Raw genomic sequence first — 21,388 nt, forward strand, 5'->3', positions numbered from 1 at the left:
AATTATTTAATATTGAATGGCACAAAAGTGCAGTGCTCTGTATTCATAAGCATTGACAAATGTCAATAAATGAAAAGAAGCTATAAAAAAACTCCCGGAGGTCTTCCGGGAGTTGATCACATTATTTTTTAAGATACTTTTCTAAGAATTGGTCCTGTTCCCACAAGAGGTGAAGGATGTTTTCTTTGGCGGCGTATCCGTGTGATTCTTTCGGAAGCAGCAACATACGCACAGGAGCACCCAGATTTTTTAATGCCTGGAAGTATCGCTCTGTTTGAAGGGTGAAAGTCCCCGGATTGTTATCCGCTTCACCATGTACCAATAACATTGGGGTTTTCATTTTATTTGCATTCATAAACGGAGACATCTCGTTGTATACCTGAGGTACGTCCCAGTAATTGCGTTGCTCATTCTGGAATCCGAATGGTGTCAATGTTCTGTTGTATGCACCACTGCGTGCTATTCCTACTGCAAACAGATTGGAATGAGTCAGTAGGTTGGCCGTCATAAATGCTCCGTAAGAGTGTCCGCCTACGCCCACACGACTACGATCTATATAACCGAGTTGGTCCACTGCATCGATAGCTGCCTCTGCATTGGCGACTAACTGCGGAATAAAAGTATCATTGGGTTCTTCCGTTCCTTCTCCTATAATCGGGAATGCTGCATCATCCAAAACAGCATAACCTTTGGTTACCCAATATACAAATGATCCATAGTAAGGGAATGTAAATTCATTAGGGTTGGCAGTACTCATACCTGCTGTATTTTTATCTTTATATTCAGCAGGGTATGCCCAGATCAGTAAAGGCAGTTTCTCCTTTTTTGTTCTGTCGTAGCCAGCCGGCAGATAAAGAGTACCTGAAAGATCGACTCCGTCTTTACGTTTATAGCTGATTACTTCCTTATGCACATCTTTAATACTTGCAAAAGGATTGGCAAACTGTGTCAGTGCTGATACTTTATTGTTTTTAATATTTTTGATGAAGTAATTCGGATAGTCATTTTTAGACTGGAGCATGACCAGTATTTCGCCTTTTTTTGAATCCAGAATATCGTTGATATCTTCCTTCTGATCTTTCAAGTTGGACGTATATAAACGTTTTGTTGCGAAGTTTGTAAGATCCATTTCGTTTATAAACGGAAACTGACCTTCTTTTGTAAATCCGTCGCCTATCCAGTAGGTTTTACCATCTTTGATCTGAAGTACATTTCTGTCATATTGATTTCGTTCTGTCTGTACTTTTCCCGGATCATTATACACATCCTGAAAATTGCGATCGTTAAATAGTTTCGTTTCTCCGGTTTGCGGATTCAGCAGATGCGTCTTTCGGTTGCGGGTATCATACCAGCTTTCATACAGAAAAGCACGTGTAGCATCTCCCCATAGGATACCGGCATATCTGTCTTTTGTTTTAGCCAACGCTTTAGGCTCAGAAGTAAAAGGGGCATCCCAGGTAAATACCTGATCACGATATTCTACTTTCTTAGCCTGATCTCCTTCATCCAGCGCCTGTGCAAAGTATAATGTTGAGGGTAGATCATCTCTCCAGCCCATTGCACGTTTACCGGTGCGGACAGAAGAAAACCCTTTAGGCATGATCTCTGTCAGAGGTACATCGTTTACTTTTTTGATTTCCTCACCGTTCATATCATACACGATACTCTCCATAGGAAAGCGATTTAACGGCACAATATAGGAGTAAGGTCTTTTGATTGTTGTCAGCATAATGTATTTGCCATCCGGAGAAAAAGAAGCGGAAGTGTAGATAGCAGCATTTTTAAATTTGGTTGTCGTGCCATTCAGGTCTACTTTAAAAAGTTCTGATGAAGCCAGTGTTTCAAAATTAGTTTCATCTTTAGGGTTTTTCAGCAAATCCTGATAGGTTCTGTTTTGAGAAACTTTACCGTCACTTGTGGATACGGTAGGTCCTGCCGGAAGATCTTTTTTCTCATCCAGTAATGCAGGTCTGTTAGCCGGAAGTACATTTACTAGCAGCGATTTTGAATCCCTGTACCAGGAGTAAGGACTTCCGAGATTAGCATTGAGATTATCCGAAGTCAGTTTTTTAGCCTGAGCTGTTGCCAGTTCGATGATCCACAGTTCCACACCTTTGGCAGTGGTGTTTGTAAAGGCTAGGGTCTTTCTGTCCGGAGAGAATGATAAATTGGTGATTTTTGCCTGTTGAGGAAGTCCCTGTACCTGTGTTTCCGTTGCGTCTTTTATTCTTTTGATCTTCAGGTTGTATTGATACACAGCTGTACTCGAGATATTGGTAATAGGATTCACTCGCAGGCCGGCCAGTTTCATTTCTTCCTGACTGAGATCTTCAAGGGTTTTATAGGTAGGGCGGTAGGAGAGGATCATCCACTCTTTTTTGCTATCCATAGAGACAGAAGGTGGTCTGTCATATTCAGCAAGCTGTAATATTTCAGCGGATGGTTTCTGGTAAGTAATGCTCTCCTGAGCAAAACTAAAAGTCGCCAGGCCTATAAAAAGTAAAGTAAGACGTTTTTTCATATGTATACAAGTTGTTTTTCAAATGGTTATCCGCCAACCGGCAGATATGAATCGTATCTGTTCTTATTTCAAAAATTCCCGGTGAAAGGGTTATTTCAAAAGTTTAAGAGTTATCTTAATCTTCGAAAATACTGATTTGATTCGACTTATAAAAGTAACATTGTTGCAAAATAAAGAAATAATAGAATTACCGGCAGATCATGATCTGTAGAAGAATCAGGGAAATAGTTTACGTCAGAGCATACAAAAAAAAGAGGATACCCGAATGGATACCCTCTTATATTTCAATTAAATATAGTAATCTGCTTACTCGAAGTATTCTTTGATACGCTCAAAGAATGATTTTTCACTTCTTCCGGGCTGCGGTTTGAAGTTCGGCGATTCTCTTAGTTTTTCCAAAAGAGCTTTTTCTTCTGAAGAGACTGCCTTTGGAGTCCATACATTGACGTAGATCAGCTGATCTCCTTTGTGGTAAGAATTTACTTCAGGAATACCTTTGCCTTTCAGACGCAGGATTTTACCACCCTGTGTTCCAGGGTCGATTTTGATCTTTGCTTTTCCATCTATAGTTGGAATTTCTACAGATGTACCCAGCGCTGCATCTGCAAAGTTGATATACAGATCATAGATCACGTTTATTCCGTCACGCTTCAGTTGCTCATGAGGTACTTCTTCTACCAGAATGATCAGATCACCCGGTATACCGCCTCTCGGAGCTGCATTACCTTTACCACTCATGGAAAGCTGCATACCTTCACTTACACCTGCAGGAATATTGATAGAGATTGTTTCTTCACCTCTTGTCAGTCCTTCACCTTTACAGGTTGTACATTTTGCAGTGATTTCTACACCTTCACCATTACAGGTCGGACAGGTACTTGTTGTCTGCATCTGACCCAATATTGTATTGGTGACACGTCTTACAGAACCTGATCCTCCACAGGTATTACAGGTGTGATAAGAAGATTTATCTTTAGCTCCCGTACCATTACATGTAGTACAGCTTACCTGTTTGTTTACTTTTACTTTTTTCTCTACTCCTTTGGCAATTTCATCCAATGTGAGTTTTACTTTGATGCGCAGATTAGTACCTTTCTGTACACGTCTGCCACCGCCACCGCGTGAACCACCTCCAAAGAAACTTTCAAAAGGATTGCCGCCTCCGAAAATATCACCAAACTGGCTGAATATGTCATCCATATTCATACCTCCGCCACCATATCCGGAAGCCGAATTACCGGCATGACCGAATTGGTCGTAACGTTGGCGTTTTTCGGGATTACTTAATATTTCGTAAGCCTCAGCAGCCTCTTTAAATTTTTCTTCCGCCTCTTTATTATCCGGGTTTTTATCCGGGTGATATTTGATGGCCAGTTTACGGTATGCAGACTTGATCTCCGAAGCATCTGCTCCGCGTGCCACGCCTAATACATCATAATAATCTCTTTTTGACATCGTCTTCCTTATTATTTTCCTACTACCACTTTTGCATAACGGATTACTTTGTCGTTGAGATAGTAACCTTTCTCAATTACATCCACGACTTTATCTTTGAGATCTGCAGAAGGAGCAGGGATTGATGTGATAGCTTCCTGAAGATCTGCATCAAAAGGTTGTCCGATGACATCCATCTCTTTTAATCCTTCCTGTTCCAGTGTTTTTCTGAATTTATTATTGACCAGCTCAATACCTTCCTTTACAGATTGTACATCCTGAGCTGTTTCCATGGATTTCAGTGCACGGTCAAAATCGTCCAGTACAGATAGTAATTTAGCGATAACATCTTTACCTGCTGATTGGATCAGTTCTACACGCTCTCTTGAAGTACGTTTTTTGTAGTTGTCAAATTCAGCAAACAGACGAGTGTATTTATCCTGTGCATTTGCTAACTGTTGTTCCAATGTTACCTCATTTGCTGTGTTTTCTGCCTGTTCACCAGAAGTGTTTTCAATGGGTTGATTTTCTTCTTGCGGAGCTTCCTGCTCACCATTTATATGTTCTTTTTCACTCATGATCGCTATAGAATATAATAATACTTTAAGTTGTTAAAATACCTGCTGATGCTGGCTCAAAGTTGTTGCCAAACGAAAAAAATCCGACAGCTTGTCAGTTTAAATTAAAATGAACTAACAAACTGTCGGATTACAGTCTTTTTATGTCATGTCGTCAGTGCGACTATATTTCCACATTGTCATGCAGTGCGCCATCCGAAGTCTTAAGGATGCGGGCAGGCATATTGCGTATAATCTGGTAATCATGTGTAGCCATCAGTACCGCCGTACCTGAAGAGGCGATGTCACGTAATAAGAGCACAATCTCTTCTGATGTAGCAGGGTCAAGGTTTCCGGTAGGCTCATCTGCGAGAATAATTTCAGGATTGTTTAGCAGTGCTCTTGCAATAACAACACGCTGCTGCTCACCACCTGATAACTCATGCGGCATTTTCTTTAATTTAGAACGAAGACCTACTTTTTCCAGTACATCCAGCATTCTGCCCTGAATCAATCCTTTGTCTGTCCAGCCGGTCGCTTTAAGTGCAAATTCCAGATTTTTTTCGATAGTACGATCGTTAAGAAGGTGAAAATCCTGAAAGACAATGCCTAATTTACGTCTGAGGTAGGGTACATCATTGTCATGTAGCTTTCTCAGGTCGAATCCTGCTACCATTCCTTCTCCGTTGCCAATGTAAAGATCTCCGTAGATAATCTTCAGCAAACTACTTTTACCACTACCGGACTGACCGATAAGGTAAAGGAATTCCCCCTGATCTATTTTGAGATTGACATTGGACAGAACTAAATGTTTTTGTTGGTAGATATCAACGTTTTTGAGCGTAATTACGGTATTTCCTATCATCTTATGCTTATAATTCTAATTTCTTAATCTGACCAAAGGGAAGCTCCTGCACAATCTGCATAATATATGCTGCCTTATCCCCAAGGCCAATTTTTTCTAAAGATTTGTCGGGTCTATCGACTCTAAAGTAAGCCAGCAGCGTAAACTCATCGTCTCTGAGCTGTACGTAATCCGGTATTTTAGCGACTCCTTTTACTTTAACGATATACATATCTATACAAAGTTAGAATTTTTTGATAAACCTGACTTATGAATGCTAAAATAAAGCTATACTTAAGCGTTTGCAAATAAAAACTCCAGCGTATTGACTCCATCAGCGTAATCATTCAAAGCAGGACACTGACTACCACCTAGCCGGAATAAGGGTATATTGATCTGAAGATCAAGTGACGATGTGACACATTGAATCTGCTCAGCATGCTGATTCAGATAATTCTCTGCATCTGTTATATTGTCATATTCTTCATAGAAAACAACTGCAAGAGGAGAAGCCGTACGTGAGTCCTCCTTCAACAAAACAAATCCGTTGTCATAATGTTTATCCCTGTTGATGAGATATAATGATTTGTTGTAATCATAGTTGTTTACATATTTATAATGATGCTGTATAGCTTCAAATGATGCTATTCCTTCAAATAAATGTGCTACATCATAATCTTTCGGAATCAATATCTTAGATACGGATCGGCATCCTAATCCGAAATAATCAAAGATATCATGTCCCAGACCTTCCAGCTGCTCTTTCGTCTCCGATCCCGAAATTACGGCTACTGAGTTTCTGTTTTTGCGGATAATATGTGGTTTTTTACCAAAATAATATTCAAAATAGCGGGAACTGTTATCACTTCCTGTAGCGATGACCAGATCGAAGTCTGTAAGCTGGTCTGCAATATGTACAGTTTCGGAGAAACGGGGCTCGATTGCAGTCAGCAGTTGTAATACTGCAGCAGTGAGTCCGGCATCATCGGAAGACACCTTTATCTGAGCTCTGAATCCGGCAATAAGTACACACAGAATGTCATGGAAACCTACTAAAGGTATATTCCCGGCCAATACCATACCCACCGTTTTGTCAGAAGTAATATCCGGGTAAGGAGCGAGCCAGTTGTTAAGTTGTTCTGTTGTCAGATTATTTGCCAGGGCTGTCACCGCATTCTGAACATTTGAGACTGTATACCATGGGTTTCTGGTCTCAGCTCTTGTCATTATCTCTGTAAATTCTGAAGATGGATGCAGGAGCTGCTTTCCCAGCTCCGCAAATGCATGAATGCGTTGTTCTTTTGTCAAAATCTTTAATTCTTATATGTTAAAAACATCAAATTGTCATATCTTTGTCGCAGCAAAGGATTCACTTACTGAATATTACTTTAATTCTATACGATTAAAAATCTAATGTATTATCTTTGCAATGCAAAAATAGTTTATTTATCATAATTGAGAGGTTATAAATGGCAATTAAAATTACAGACGAATGTATTAATTGTGGTGCTTGTGAACCGGAGTGCCCGAATAATGCAATATATGATGCAGGAGTAAGCTGGAAATTTTCGGAAGGAACTTCTTTGGACGGAGTTATCGATTTTGGAGATGGTGTTACATTGGATGCTAACGAAACACAGGATGCCATGTCTAATGAGGTATATTATATCGTCTCTGATAAGTGTACAGAATGTGTAGGTTTCCACGATGAGCCACAGTGTGCAGCAGTGTGTCCGGTAGACTGTTGTGTGGATGATGAAGACATCAGAGAGACAGAAGAAGAATTACTGGCTAAGAAAGCCTGGCTTCACGGCGAATAATAAAGATTTTATCTAATTTGTATATAAAAGGCTTGTTTCTAACGGAATAAGCCTTTTTTATTTAGTCCTGTTTTTATCGACTTGCGATAAAACAATGTGCGGTAAAAAGGATAATCCGCGAATAAAATTTGTCGGTACTACCATATTTTTTATTTTTGTTCATTAAATAACCTTAATAAATACTGAATGTTTAAATCAAAAATGGGTCTTTTGACCTTTGCAGTTCTTTCAATAGCCACTATATTAACAGTTCTTTACGAGTTTAATTGGGTGAGTATTTCTCCTGATGTAATGATGGTAGTTCGGTGGGTTGTTGGGGTTGTTTTAGTTATTAATGCTTTTCAACGTAAGAATCTCACTTCATGGATTCTTACCTGTATGATTCTCGGGATTTTTGTGGGAATAGATTTTCCTAATTTTGCAATTGCTTTACAGCCTTTGAGCAAAGGGTTTATCAAATTGGTGAAAACAATTGTAGGTCCTATTCTGTTCGCTACTTTAGTCTACGGTATTGCGGGACACTCTGATTTGAAGCAGGTAGGTCGTATGGCCTGGAAATCTATGCTTTATTTCTTTTGTGCTACTACCTGTGCTATTTTTATAGGATTGGCCGCCATCAATATTACACATGCAGGTGTAGGTATAGATATACAGCATATGCCACATGAAGAACTTCCCGTCAAGAAGGAAAATCCGGACCAGAACTCTCTGGATCATTTGCCGGAAAATGTACATGGTGTATTTAAGTTTACCGCATTTTTCAGAGACCTGTTTCCGGAAAATATTGTAAAGTCAGTGTATGAAAATCAGGTTTTACAGATTGTTGTTTTCTCGGTGCTGTTTGGAATAGGTCTGGCACTGGTTGAAGAAAAGAAACGAAAGCCGCTGGTCAATTTTACGGAAAGTCTTTCCGAAGCGATGTTTAAGTTTACCAATATCATCATGTATTTTGCTCCTATTGGAGTGGGGGCAGCGATGGCTTATACTGTCGGGCATCTTGGAGTCGATATACTCAAGAATCTGTTTATGTTGCTGGCAACACTGTATTTGGCGCTCATATTCTTCCTGCTTTTGGTATTACTTCCAGTGGCATTATATCTCAAAATACCTATTCTTAAGTTTGTTAATGCGATCAAGGAACCTGTATCTATTGCGTTTGCGACGACCAGTTCAGATGCTGCATTGCCTAAAGCAATGAGTGCGATGGAGCGTTTTGGGGTTCCCCGCCGTATTGTTTCCTTTGTCATTCCTACAGGATATAGTTTTAATCTGGATGGTACTTCACTTTACCTGTCCTTGGCAGCTATTTTCGTAGCACAGGCAGCAGGTATGCACCTATCATTCGGACAACAGTTGATGATTGCGTTTACCCTGATGATTACTTCCAAAGGAGTAGCAGCAGTACCTCGTGCATCACTGATTATCCTGATTGCTACAGCAGATCAGTTTGGTCTTCCGGTATTTGTCATTGCTGCCATATTAGGTATTGATGAGTTGATGGATATGGCGCGTACATCTGTCAATGTGATTGGTAACTGTCTGGCTACCGTAGTGGTTGCAAAGTGGGAAGGGGAATTTGATGAAGAAGCACCTTATCGTACAGATGATCCGGATGCGCTTTAGACGTCATTCTGATGATAATATAGAAGGACTCGTACACAACGAGTCCTTTTTTTATGGATATATTTTAAATAAATGACCTGTCAGCAATGTAACAAATGCTACACGATAACGTTTTCGGAAATTATGCAAACGTTTGTGTGAAGCGAACTCAAGGACATAATTGATATATTTAAAGAATGTTAAACCTGATTATAAATTCTAATTGTGAGTACCTATGCGTAAATATTTGATTCTTAGCTTTCTTTTATGCTTTACATGCATATGTGCTGCACAGGTAAAGAACAGTATACGGATTATACCGCAACCACAATCCGTGGAGATCGGAGACGGTGTTTTGAAGTTACAGCAGTCTGCACATATCTGGTCGGCAAGTACACAATTTACAGGCGCAGTGCAGTACCTTCAGCTGGAGGTACTGAAAAATAAATCTGCCACCTGGTTTGCAGGTGAAGATTCCAATAAAGCACTTATTCATTTTGTGTCCGATACGAAAGTATCTGAAGAAGGTTATGTAATCAGAATTGTTAAGGATAAAGTAGAAATTCGTGCATCTACAGGTAAAGGTGCATTATATGGAGCAGTTAGTTTACTTCAGATGATCCTTACCAATTCTGCAAAGACAATGGAATTGCCTTATTGTGAAATTAAGGATCAGCCTGCTTATGGCTGGCGTGGATTTATGCTGGATGAGTCCCGGCATTTCTTTGGAAAGCAAAAGGTTAAATCCTTACTCGATTGGATGGCTTTTTACAAATTGAATAAATTTCACTGGCACCTGACAGATGAACCTGCATGGCGACTGGAAATATTGCGTTACCCTTTACTTACCCTTGTCGGGGGAGTAGGGTCGTTTACAAATGCTACTGTTGCTGCTCAGTATTATCAACAGTCTGATATAGAAGAGATTGTCCGCTATGCGGCAGATCGTAATATTGAAGTAATACCGGAGATAGATATGCCAGGCCATGCCACAGCGGCTAACCGTGCTTATCCGCAATATAGCGGAGGTGGTAATGATAAACATCCAGATTTTACATTCCATCCTGGTAAGGAGGGTACATACGCATATCTGACGCATATACTCAAAGAAGCAAATGTGCTTTTTCCTGCCCGGATGTTGCATCTGGGAGGAGATGAGGTCTCTTTTGGTAGTGAAGCCTGGAATAATGATTTGCAAATTAAGGAGTTGAAAACTAAATATCAGCTGACAGATAATAAACAGGTAGAAACCTATTTTATGCGCCGTATGGCAGATAGCGTTTATAATATGGGAGCAAAGGTAATAGCATGGGATGAGATGGCTGATGCCGGATTACCCAAAGATAAGACTATCCTGATGTGGTGGCGACATGACAAGCCGGACCAGTTGAAAACAGTCCTTCAAAACGGATATCCTACCATATTGTGTCCGCGTCTTCCGCTTTATTTTGATTTTGTACAGGATGAGAATCACCGTTATGGACGTAAATGGGGAAAAGGTTTCAATGCTCTTGCAGATGTATATCATTTTCGTCCGTCAAAATACGATTCATTGACAGTACGCAAGGATCAGATACTGGGAATACAGGCGAATCTCTGGACGGAAACTGTAACCAATACGAATAGACTGGATTATTTGATTTTTCCAAGACTTGCAGCTATGGCTGAAGTAGCGTGGAGTACAGATAAAGTGAAGAATTTTGAACGCTTTTGCGATTACCTTCCCGCTCATCTCCGGCTGTACAGAGCTGCAGATCTGTATTATTTTGATCCGTTTAATAAGACCAATCCGGAGCCTGTTGTTTACAAAACACAGCGCGCCTATATCGATAACCCTGAATAATAATGAATATGAAAAACAAATTATATACGGCCTTACTGGCTGGTGCAGGTTTGCTCAGTACGCTTTCCGCACATGCACAATGGACCGGGCCTAAACAAAAGCCAAAAGAAAGAATCGAAGTCAAATACGGACCACTAACACCTGCTCATCGTACAGATGAGGATATGGAGCGTTTTCGTCAGTATGGTCTGGGACAGTTTATCCATTGGGGGCTATATGCTATTCCCGGAAATGAATGGGAAGGAGTAAGTGCACGAGGTGGCGCTGCTGCATCTGAATGGATACGTACATGGAGCGGAACTACTGCACCTAAAGATTGGAGAAATACATATGATAATCTTTACAAACAGTTTAATCCGAAAGACTTTGATGCCAGACAATGGGCAAAGCAGGCGAAAGATATGGGTGCCCGATATGTAATATTCACTACCAAACATCATGACGGATTTGCCTTATGGCCTACAAAATATACGGATTACAACATTACAAAATCACCTTATAAAAAAGATATTGTAAAGCAGGTAGTGGATGCTTACACCGCAGAGGGTATTGATGTGTATCTGTATTTTTCTATTCTGGAATGGAATAACCCTGATTATATGGGTAAAGAACCTAAAACAGAAGAGGAAAAGGCAAAATATACGAAGTTCCTGACCTACACTAAAAATCAATTGCTCGAATTATTGAAAAACTATCCGCAGATAAAGGGATTCTGGTTTGATGGTACATGGGATCAGTCCTGGATCAAAAGCTATGATTTTACTTATAAACTGGAAAAAGAATTGCGTGAAAAACATCCCGGACTTATTATCGGAAGCCGTTTTCGGAATGATGAATTCGGAAAACGTCATTTTGACTCCAACGGAGATATGTTAGGTGATTATGAACAGGGATGGGAGCGGAAACTGCCTGAAGAATACAGTTGGCTGGAAGGAAGGGACTGGGATTGTGTCATGACCATTCCTCCAAATGGGTGGGGGTATATGAAAGACTGGACAGGATTATATACCAAGACTTCAGATGATCTTATTGATATGCTCATGCATTCTGTATCCATGGGCGGTAATTTTGTGCTAAACTTTGGTCCTGACGGCAATGGTAAAATGCATCCCGGAGAAGATAAATTAGCGAAAGAACTGGGAGATTGGATGAAAATTAATGCTGAAGCGGTGTATGGTGTCAAATATGCAGGACTTGCACCATCTAAATATGGATACTTTACACGTAAAAATGACCAGGTATACCTGACTGTGTTTAACAGACCTGTTAATAATATAGTGCGCATAGCGATTGATAAGAAAGCTACGGAAATACCTGAAAGTGCTTCTTTATTAATTAATGGACAATCTTTAACATTGAAACGCAGTGATATCGGTTTGGATCTGGATAAGAGTACGTATTTCGATGTTATTCTGCCTAAAGATTTCCAATCCGAGAAGCCTTTTGTTATTAAGATTGCTACTAAAAAGGGCGATGTAAAAACAGACAAGCTAATGGATGCGAAAATGTAACTGGCCGTTTTACCAGACTCTTGAATAGTGATAGCCAGATTTGAATATGTTCAAATCTGGCTCTTTTGTTTAAAATTTTCTATGGAAATAAGACGGTTTCTCTTGCGTGCAGTTATAGCACATTAGGGTCTTACTAGCTTTTTCTGGCGCAAGCATATTGCTTGTGCCTTCTTCAATAATAACAAACTGTTTTTATGCGTCAGTTGGTGTCCCCACCAACTGTATAGCACATACGGTCTTATTCGTTTTTTCTGGCGCAAGCATATTGCTTGTGCTTCTGTAGGCTGCCGGTTAGAACACTGACAAACGCGTTTCGTTGATTCGTTTTTATCTTACAGGCTTCAACCTCTCTGCCCTTAGGGCATCTCTCCTTGAAAAGGAGAGAAGAGTAGTCCGGTGAAATCTCTATATTATCTCCGTTTCTGGCGCAAGTCATGTTGCTTGTGCCTCTGTAGATTGCCGGTGAGGAAACCGGCAAACGCTTTCGTTGGTTCGTTTTATCTTATTAAGTTTCAAACCTCTCTGCCCTGCGGGCATCTCTCCTTAGAAAGGAGAGAAGAGTAGTCCGGTCAAACTTGGCAAGTTTTATTGTAGAGATATAACAGCGTCATGAAGTATGGATATACTCTCTTCCATTTCTGTTGTAGTAAAATGCCCGAACCCTAATCGGGCGGCTGTAAGTGATGCATTTTGGTATAGTAAAGTGCGCGGGATAAAAAGATTGTTTCTGGCACAGGAACGGCTTAATTGCAGTAGATTGATCGGTTGTTTCCAGGTTGCCCATACCGCAAGTCCTCCTGAAGGTTTTCTGAAATCCAGATATTCATGCAGCCGTTCTTCCAGAAGAGAGGTGAAATAATCTCTGCGTTCCTGATATATTTTAAGTGACTTTTTGAGGTAGCGATGAATATCTCCTTCTTCTATCATTTCACCAAGTACCTGCTCCATCATAATATCCCCTTGCCGGTCAATAATGCCCAGATGTTTTCGCATTTCAGTCATCAGATTTTCCGGAGCAACGATAAAACCTGTCCGGAATCCCGGTGCCAGAGATTTACCAAAAGAACCGATATAGACTACCATGCCATTAGTATCAGCACTCGCTAAGGGAAGTACCGGAGCTTTATCGTAGTGAAAGTCATAGTCATAATCGTCTTCCAGTATAATAAATCCAAATTGGGAGGCTAAATGCAGCAATTGGATACGACGCTCTGCACTTAGGGTGACTGTCGTTGGATAGTGGTGGTGCGGCGTGATATATAGCATACGCACCTGTTGTCGTTCACATATTTCCCTGACAGCATCCACATCTATACCTTCTTCGTCTATAGGGACAGACATAATATGTGCTCCGGATTTCTGAAAGATCATATTGACCGAAAAATAACTCATCTCACCCACTAATACGATTTCTCCAACGGATAACAGGATTTCAGAAGCAATGTACACACTCATTTCTGTGCTGCGAGTGATCAGGATATTATCTTTTGAAATATGCAGACCACGAGACAGATTGAGGTAATTGGATAAATTCTTTTTGAAGTATTCGCTTCCGTCATGGTTGTAATACCCTAATTTTTTACGGTTGCTCTTACGTTTCAGGTTGGCACTGTATAAACTGGAAAGATGATCTATCTGTGTTAGCCGTATATCGGGTATGCCGTCATTAAAGACATATTCACAGGCTGAATGTTCGAACGGGTTATCCAGCAACATCGATTTCCGGAATGAATATCCTGTAGAAGAAGGATATACGGCAAGTTGATTTTGTTGGGCAGACCGGATTTTCTGAGGTTTATCATCGGACTTAGCCAGGACAAATGTACCTTGATTAGGACGCATTTCTACCCAGCCTTGTGCATGTAATTCGTCATAAGCTGCTACTATGGTGTTCCTGTGTATGTGTAGTAACATGCCTAAAGTCCTTGTGCCGGGTAGTTTAGTTCCCGCTGTCAGAAAACCTCTTTGTATAGCATTTATCAGCTGATTGCTGATCTGTAAGTATACAGAAGTCTCTAAATTTCGATCAATTTCAATAAAACTTTGGTATGGAACACTAACCGGACTAGCCATAATATAAAAACTGGTACATATTTAATGTCCGGCAAGATACTACATTTGACCCAAATTAAAGAGATCGATATGTACAATCTACTTCAACACATTGTGGATAATGATATGCTTCATGCTAAATGGCTGAATACGCTTTCCTTTATGGAAAATGCAGGAGCGCGAAAAATATCTGCCTGTGAACATACAACAGATGTAAATCTGATACAACTAAAACATGCCGCTGAAGAGCATCGGCATGCCTATTACCTCAAAAAACAAATTGCGAAGACCAATGTTGATACCTGTAATACATACAGGACTGATGAGCTTATTGCTTCAGCCTGTACACGTCATTATTTGCAGCAATTGGATATACATGCCTGTCGCTATCTTAAAAATACATTTGATTTAAGGGATAATGAACTCAAGTATGCGGCTTATTTGTTTGTAACCTATGCTATTGAAGTACGTGCAGATGACTTATATCCTATCTATCAACAGGTATTGGATGCATCGAAGAGTAAGGTCATGGTCAAATCTATTATTCTGGAAGAAGAGGGGCATCTGGAAGAGATGATCCATCAGCTCGAAGTCTTTGCGTCCGACTGGGAAGTACATGCAAAGAAGATACAGGATATGGAACAGCAATTATTCGAAGAATGGGTAACAGCGATAGCGCTGGAAGTAAAGCATGATAAATAATCTTTCGCAACTTCTGAACGATAAGCTGGAGTTAAGAGCAGATAAGGGTAATCTAAGGAGTTTAAAGATTCCAGAGCAGGGAATTGATTTTTTTTCCAATGATTATCTGGGTTTGGCTCGGAATCCTGCATTTCATAAACAACTGTCAGAAGAGATACATGCTGATCCGTCAATTCTCGGAGGCGCTACAGGATCCAGGCTGATCAGCGGTAATTCTGTTGAGAAAATGCGTGCAGAACAGGAAATTGCTGTATTTCACGGATATCCGGCAAGTCTGTTGTTTGCCTCCGGTTATATGGCCAATCTGGCGCTACTGTCTGCTTTACCTGGTCGGGGAGATACCATTATTATGGACGAACTGATTCATAGATCCGTGCATGACGGAGCGGCTTTATCTGCAGCCCAAAAATGGAAATTCAGACATAACGATCTGAATAGCCTGGAGGATAAGCTGCGGAGAGCCAGCGGTCAGATTTACGTCGTGGTGGAGAGTTTATACTCCATGGATGGTGATTTTGCTTCTTTGAATGAGCTTGTTGTGTTGACCCGACGATACAATGCTGCGCTTATTGTAGACGAGGCACACGCATTTGGTGTCTTTGGATATGGTCTGGTACACCATTATGGTTTACAGAAGCACGTATTTGCAACGGTGATTACCTATGGAAAGGCTTTAGGAGCACATGGTGCAGCTGTATTAGGGGAGGAGTTGCTCAAATCTTACCTTGTCAATTTTGCATCTGCCTTTATCTATAGTACTGCATGTCCGGATCTGTTTGCTCGTCATATACGATTGGGGTATGCGTTTTTGAATGAACATTCTGAACTTTCAGCTCAATTGAAAAGACGTATAGCTTATTTCAGGCAGAAGAAGATTTCTTCCGCTTCAGATCCGCTGAGTCCTGTTCAGGCTGTTATCATTCCGCAGCATGAAGTCTTGATCCATCTGCAGCAACAGCTCCAGAAGAACGGACTACAGGTCTATGCTATTTATAGTCCTACCGTAAGGGAAGGGCAGGAGCGTCTGCGTATCTGTCTGCATCAGTATAATACGGAAGAAGAGATAGATGCGCTGACCGCAGAAATTAATAGTGTACTATAAGATAATACTGAGCAATTTAAATAAAAGAGCATTTTCAGAATGAAGCAACAGATTTTTATTAGTGGAATCGGAACAGGTATAGGTAAGACTATTTGCTCAGCTGTATTGGTTAGATTATGGGGTGCCGATTATTGGAAACCTATACAATCCGGTGATCTCCATCATTCAGACAGCATGCTCGTAAGTGAACTGACTGGTCGCGATACTGTTATTCACCCCGAGCGTTTTAAGCTAAAATTAGCTGTTTCTCCTCATGAATCAGCTGCTGCTGAAAATTTACAGATAACATTAGAAGATTTCAAACTTCCGGTTACTCCCCGGTCATTGGTGATAGAAGGTGCAGGCGGGTTGTTTGTTCCGGTCAATGAGGAAGCGTTTATCATTGATCTGATTTCAAAATTATCCATTCCGGCTGCACTTGTTGTCAGGGATTACCTCGGTTGTATCAATCACAGTTTGCTTTCTATCGCAGCACTCCGGCAGCGTCATATTCCACTTCGTTATCTTATACTCAACGGGTCATTCAATTCGCATAGCGAAAGGATTATCCATAAAGCAGTAGATTCATCAACAGCCATTTTACGTATACCGGACCTCCAATCTTTAAGTTCTCAGGAACTGGACAGCGTGTGTCGGGATCTGGTTGAACAGATCACATAGTTATAAGGTACAATAGATATACCGTACCACCGAAATATTAAAAAATACAAATTTATGAGAAGAATTATGAATACAGCAATCAGAACCAACTGGACGAAAGAAGAGATTCAGGAAATTTACGATCAGCCGTTGCTGGAATTGGTCTATCGTGCAGCTACCGTACACAGAGAATGGCACCGTGCATCAGAAGTACAGGTATGTACCTTATTATCTGTCAAAACCGGAGGCTGTCCTGAAGATTGTTCCTATTGCGGACAGGCTGCCCGATATCATACGGACATCAAGGTGCAAGCTTTGTTGCCGACGGAGACCGTTATTGCCCATGCACAGAAAGCCAAAGATTCGGGTTCTACCCGCTTTTGTATGGCTGCTGCGTGGAGAGAGGTTCGTGACAACCGTGATTTTGACCGGGTTATCGATATGGTAAAGGGTGTAAATGACCTGGGGCTTGAGGTCTGTTGTACACTGGGTATGTTGACTGAAGAGCAGGCTGTCCGGTTAAGGGACGCAGGTTTGCATGCTTACAATCATAATCTGGATACTTCAGAGCAGTATTATGAGGAGATTATCTCGACACGTAAGTTTGATAACCGTATCAATACAATCAACCATGTGCGTAAAGCAGGTATTACTGTTTGTTCGGGGGGGATTATAGGCCTTGGAGAAACCCATAAAGATCGTATTTCTATGTTACTGACATTGGCTACTATGCCAAAGCATCCTGAATCTGTTCCGGTCAATGCATTGGCAAGGGTTAAAGGAACACCATTAGAACATAATCCTAAAGTTGATATATGGGATATGGTACGTATGATAGCTACAGCCCGTATTGTAATGCCGGCATCCGTTGTGCGTCTTAGTGCCGGACGTATCGAGATGACAGAGACGGAGCAAGCCTGGTGTTTTATGGCGGGTGCCAATTCTATTTTTACAGGAGAACACGAAACCTTGCTTGTAACGCCCAATCCGGGAGTATCCGAGGATATGCAGATGTTCCGGAACCTGGGACTGAAACCTATGGAAAACAAAAAAAGCGAAAGCTCATGTCAGGTACATTAAAAGAGCGTGACAGAAAGGTTAACTGGCATCCGTATACGCAGATGAAAGGTGCAGAAGACGCTATACCCATTGTCCGTGGAAACGGAGCATATCTTTACGACGATAAAGGCAATCGTTATATTGATGCCGTTTCTTCCTGGTGGGTGACTTTGCACGGGCATGCTCATCCTTATATTGCTGAGCGTGTCTCTGAGCAGTTACTTACACTAGAGCAAGTGATATTTGCCGGATTTACGCATGAACCAGCGATCAGACTTTCTGAAAATCTGCTCAGGCTGCTTCCGTCCACTCAGCAGAAAGTGTTTTATACGGATAATGGCTCTACTGCAATAGAAGTTGCACTCAAAATATGTATACAGTATCACTATAACCAAGATCGGAAACGATCTAAAATACTGGCTTTTAAGAATTCATATCATGGAGATACATTTGGAGCTATGTCTATTAGCGGAAGGGGGGTATGGACAGCTCCCTTTGCAGATATGCTCTTTGAGGTTATCTTTATTGATGTTCCCACTCAAGCAAATATAAACGTACTGTTTGGCATTATAGACCGGTATGCAGATGAGCTGGCTTGTTTTGTTTATGAACCGCTTGTGCAGGGAGCTGCAGGAATGTTAATGCATAGACCGGAGGATTTGAGTATGCTGATGGATTATTGCCGTAGCAAAGGTATATTGCTGATACAGGATGAAATATTTGTAGGTTTTGGTCGTACAGGACGTCTGTTTGCTGCGGATTATTTGTCTGCATATCCCGATGTTATGTGTTTCTCTAAAGGGCTGACCGGAGGGACTATGCCTTTAGGGGTGACGACCTGTTCAGATGCGATATATGAAGCATTTTATTCTGATGATAAGAAAAAGGCACTTTTTCATGGTCATTCTTTTACAGCCAGTCCTCTGGCCTGTACTGCGGCTTTAGCAAGTATGGAACTTCTGTTGCAAGCGCATACGCTGGAGAATATTCAACGGATAGTATTGCAGCATGAACGCTTTGCTATGGAGTTAAAATCGCATCCTCAGGTGGTAGTTGTCAGACAGCAGGGAACTATTCTGGCGTTAGAATGGAGAACAGGAGAAGAAACTTCCTATTTCAGCGATATGCACGAAAAACTGTATCCTTATTTTCTAAACAAAGGGATTCTGCTTCGCCCTTTGGGGAATATTATTTATCTGGTTCCTCCATATTGCATAGCAGATGAAGATCTGGCTTATATCTATGAAACGATATTGGAGGCCTTAGACTCTTTATAAGAGATAAGTATTTATGAAAGTGTGGCTGTGATATTCAGGATTATACCAGGTATTCTTTCTGAATATCGCGTCTAATATTTGTTTGGATATCAACTTTATTGGTCTATATTAAGAATAATGCCGAAATTTGATGTTGAAAAAAATCAAGTATGGATATTCTTATTATTGAAGATGATCTCAGAGTAGCACAGCTGATTGAGCGTGCTGTCCAGGAACAGGGATTTCAGACGATGATTGCTTATGATGGAATGTCTGGCAGGAAATTAGCCTTGCAGCATGATTTTAGCCTTATTATCACGGATATTGTATTGCCAAAGATGGATGGATTGGACGTGTGTAAAGAGGTGCGTCAGTTGAAACCGGATCTTCCTGTTATTATGCTGACAGCATTGGGTACTACTGATAATAAAGTTGAAGGATTTGATGCCGGAGCAGATGATTATCTGGTCAAGCCTTTTGAAACGAGGGAGTTGATCGCTCGTGTACGTGCTTTGTTGAAACGTAAGGATCAGTCTGCGAGTGTGGCATCTTTCGTGTTGAGATATCATGATCTTGAAATGAATCTCAATACCAAAATGGTAAAGAGGGGTGGTCTGGAAATCGAACTTACACCCAAAGAATTTAACCTGCTTCAGTATTTTTTAAGTCATCCTGAAAAAGTGCTCTCCCGATCAGATATAGCTGAACATGTATGGGAAACGCATTTTGATACAGGTACCAATTTTATAGATGTATATATTAATTACCTCCGTAAGAAAATAGATAGGGATTTTGATCATAAACTGATTCATACTAAACCCGGAATGGGATTTATCTTAAGAAAGGCCTGATGGTAGCAAGAGCAAGATTAACCCTGTTATTTACGTGTATCACGGCTGCAATATTACTGATTTTTGGGGCTGTCTTGTATTTTTCTGCCAAACAAAACCGTCAAAAAGAATTTTATGATCTGTTAAAAAAAGAAGCTGTTACAAAGGCTAATTTATTTTTTGAAGCAGGAGTAGATGCTAAAGTTTTACAAAATATTTATCATAATAACCGTAAGATAATCAATGAGGTAGAAGTTGCTATCTATAAACATGATTTCCATCTTTTATATCATGATGCGGTAGATATAGACGTCGTGAAAGAAGACTTTTCAATGATTGACCGGATTTATCATAAAGGTGAAGAACGATTTTATCTTAATGACTGGCAGGTAATAGGTATCAGACATACATACAAAGGACAAACTTATATAATTACGGCTGCAGCCTATGACCAGTATGGTTATAATAAACTGGCTAATATGTTATGGGTTAGTATTACTGTTTTTGTGATCTCTATCCTTTTTATTTATGGTGCGGGTCGGTTCTTTTCACGGAGAGCATTTGCTCCTGTACAGGAAATGACAGAAAGGGCTCGTCAAATATCAACAACCAGTCTGCATATGAGATTAGATACTGGGCATTCCAAAGATGAACTAACACAACTGGCGGAGACATTTAATGATCTGTTGAACAGACTTGAAAATTCATTTGATGCGCAAAAACAGTTTGTATCAAATGTTGCTCATGAACTTCGTACCCCACTTGCTGCGATAACTGCAGAACTGGAGTTGTCTACCTCCCGTGAAAGAAGTGTGGCTGAATATCAGGAAGTTATCCGTAATACTTTGAACGATGCAAAAAAACTAGGTCGATTGGCTACCAGCCTTCTGGATTTTGCAAAAGCTACTTATGATCCTGTAGAAATATCTTTTAAACCCGTACGTGTGGATGAAATTTTGCTGGATGCACAGCTGCAGGTGCAAAAGGTAAATAAGAATTATAGACTATCTATTCACTTTGAACAGGAGTTTGAAAATGATAAACAAATATCTGTCAAAGGCAATAGTTACCTGCTGACGGTTGCATTTGCCAATTTGTTTGAAAATGGTTGTAAGTTTTCAGATGATAAACAGTGCCGGCTGACTGTTTCCTTTACAAAAACTATCATGACATTACGTTTTTCTGATCAGGGTATTGGTATCCCGGAAGAGGACCTGCAGCATATTTTTACCCCATTTTTTAGAGGGCAGAATAAAATGTTTGCTGATGGTAACGGAATAGGACTCCCGCTTACCAAGAAAATTATTTCACTTCACAAAGGAGATATTACTGTCATTTCTTCACCGCATACCGGAACAGTATTTACAGTTACATTGCCCGTACTGGATTAATCAACCTCTCTGCCCTTCGGGCATCTCTCCTTTGGAAGGAGAGGGAAGTTATAACAAACAGTTGGCGGGGACGCCAACTGGCGCAAATCTGATAATCTTAAAAACGAATTCCTATCCTTTTTAAGGAGCGAAGAATATGTGTTAAAAAATGTCTGGTTTACTTAGATACTCCTTTTTTTGCAAATAGCAATTGTCCGTTTTTTGTCCGCTTAAATACATTATAGA

Annotated in this window: 18 protein-coding genes; 11 read left to right on the forward strand and 7 right to left on the reverse strand. The window is 40.5% G+C overall.

All coding sequences use genetic code 11. The features are described 5' to 3' along the window. Positions 1-121 precede the first annotated feature (121 nt). From I6J02_RS15705 to I6J02_RS15730, 6 genes are all read right to left on the reverse strand, one after another. Entirely contained in the window at positions 122-2,521 is a 2,400-nt protein-coding gene (locus I6J02_RS15705) for an alpha/beta hydrolase family protein (protein WP_201678781.1), read from the reverse strand. 306 nt (positions 2,522-2,827) lie between these two features. Beyond that, on the reverse strand, positions 2,828-3,976 hold the full coding sequence (gene dnaJ, locus I6J02_RS15710) for a molecular chaperone DnaJ (protein ID WP_201678782.1): 1,149 nt from the start codon (positions 3,974-3,976) through the stop codon (positions 2,828-2,830). Between the two features lie 11 nt (positions 3,977-3,987). Next, on the reverse strand, positions 3,988-4,533 hold the full coding sequence (locus tag I6J02_RS15715) for a nucleotide exchange factor GrpE (protein WP_201678783.1): 546 nt from the start codon (positions 4,531-4,533) through the stop codon (positions 3,988-3,990). Between the two features lie 163 nt (positions 4,534-4,696). After that, positions 4,697-5,377: a cell division ATP-binding protein FtsE gene (locus I6J02_RS15720; protein ID WP_002994038.1), complete on the reverse strand. Its 681-nt coding sequence runs from the start codon at positions 5,375-5,377 to the stop codon at positions 4,697-4,699. A 7-nt stretch (positions 5,378-5,384) separates the two neighbouring features. Continuing rightward, complete coding sequence (locus I6J02_RS15725) at positions 5,385-5,588, reverse strand: fructose-6-phosphate aldolase (RefSeq protein ID WP_201678784.1); 204 nt, start codon at positions 5,586-5,588, stop codon at positions 5,385-5,387. 62 nt (positions 5,589-5,650) lie between these two features. Beyond that, positions 5,651-6,664 (reverse strand): acyl-CoA reductase, encoded by a 1,014-nt coding sequence (locus tag I6J02_RS15730; RefSeq protein WP_201678785.1) that lies wholly within the window; start codon positions 6,662-6,664, stop codon positions 5,651-5,653. Between the two features lie 161 nt (positions 6,665-6,825). Between I6J02_RS15730 and I6J02_RS15735 the strand changes: the two genes are divergently transcribed. From I6J02_RS15735 to I6J02_RS15750, 4 genes are all read left to right on the forward strand, one after another. Then, entirely contained in the window at positions 6,826-7,176 is a 351-nt protein-coding gene (locus I6J02_RS15735) for a 4Fe-4S dicluster domain-containing protein (RefSeq protein WP_201678786.1), read from the forward strand. Between the two features lie 186 nt (positions 7,177-7,362). Continuing rightward, positions 7,363-8,799, forward strand: a complete 1,437-nt coding sequence (locus I6J02_RS15740; RefSeq protein WP_201678787.1) for a dicarboxylate/amino acid:cation symporter — start codon at positions 7,363-7,365, stop codon at positions 8,797-8,799. A 214-nt stretch (positions 8,800-9,013) separates the two neighbouring features. Continuing rightward, positions 9,014-10,621 carry a beta-N-acetylhexosaminidase gene (locus I6J02_RS15745; RefSeq protein ID WP_201678788.1) on the forward strand — a complete coding sequence of 536 codons (1,608 nt, stop codon included), beginning with the start codon at positions 9,014-9,016 and terminating at the stop codon, positions 10,619-10,621. 8 nt (positions 10,622-10,629) lie between these two features. Next, positions 10,630-12,132, forward strand: a complete 1,503-nt coding sequence (locus I6J02_RS15750; RefSeq protein ID WP_236582026.1) for an alpha-L-fucosidase — start codon at positions 10,630-10,632, stop codon at positions 12,130-12,132. Between the two features lie 585 nt (positions 12,133-12,717). Here I6J02_RS15750 and I6J02_RS15755 read toward each other — a convergent pair. After that, positions 12,718-14,205: a PLP-dependent aminotransferase family protein gene (locus tag I6J02_RS15755; protein ID WP_201678790.1), complete on the reverse strand. Its 1,488-nt coding sequence runs from the start codon at positions 14,203-14,205 to the stop codon at positions 12,718-12,720. Between the two features lie 69 nt (positions 14,206-14,274). Between I6J02_RS15755 and I6J02_RS15760 the strand changes: the two genes are divergently transcribed. From I6J02_RS15760 to I6J02_RS15790, 7 genes are all read left to right on the forward strand, one after another. Beyond that, on the forward strand, positions 14,275-14,886 hold the full coding sequence (locus I6J02_RS15760; RefSeq protein ID WP_236582028.1) for a hypothetical protein: 612 nt from the start codon (positions 14,275-14,277) through the stop codon (positions 14,884-14,886). After that, entirely contained in the window at positions 14,876-15,988 is a 1,113-nt protein-coding gene (locus I6J02_RS15765; RefSeq protein ID WP_201678792.1) for an aminotransferase class I/II-fold pyridoxal phosphate-dependent enzyme, read from the forward strand. Before I6J02_RS15760 ends, I6J02_RS15765 begins: the two co-directional genes overlap by 11 nt. A 39-nt stretch (positions 15,989-16,027) precedes the next feature. Then, a complete protein-coding gene (gene bioD / locus I6J02_RS15770; protein WP_201678793.1) occupies positions 16,028-16,648 on the forward strand; it encodes a dethiobiotin synthase in 621 nt (206 codons plus the stop codon). Positions 16,649-16,714: 66 nt separating this feature from the next. Further along, positions 16,715-17,707, forward strand: a complete 993-nt coding sequence (gene bioB, locus I6J02_RS15775; RefSeq protein ID WP_201681747.1) for a biotin synthase BioB — start codon at positions 16,715-16,717, stop codon at positions 17,705-17,707. Beyond that, positions 17,692-18,963, forward strand: a complete 1,272-nt coding sequence (gene bioA / locus I6J02_RS15780) for an adenosylmethionine--8-amino-7-oxononanoate transaminase (protein ID WP_201678794.1) — start codon at positions 17,692-17,694, stop codon at positions 18,961-18,963. Before bioB ends, bioA begins: the two co-directional genes overlap by 16 nt. 149 nt (positions 18,964-19,112) lie before the next feature. Next, positions 19,113-19,793 carry a response regulator transcription factor gene (locus I6J02_RS15785; protein ID WP_201678795.1) on the forward strand — a complete coding sequence of 227 codons (681 nt, stop codon included), beginning with the start codon at positions 19,113-19,115 and terminating at the stop codon, positions 19,791-19,793. Then, entirely contained in the window at positions 19,793-21,163 is a 1,371-nt protein-coding gene (locus tag I6J02_RS15790; protein ID WP_201678796.1) for an ATP-binding protein, read from the forward strand. The genes I6J02_RS15785 and I6J02_RS15790 overlap by 1 nt, the downstream gene beginning before the upstream one ends. The last annotated feature ends 225 nt before the right edge of the window (positions 21,164-21,388 follow it).

The sequence above is a fragment of the Sphingobacterium spiritivorum genome, assembly GCF_016725325.1.
Lineage (GTDB): Bacteria > Bacteroidota > Bacteroidia > Sphingobacteriales > Sphingobacteriaceae > Sphingobacterium.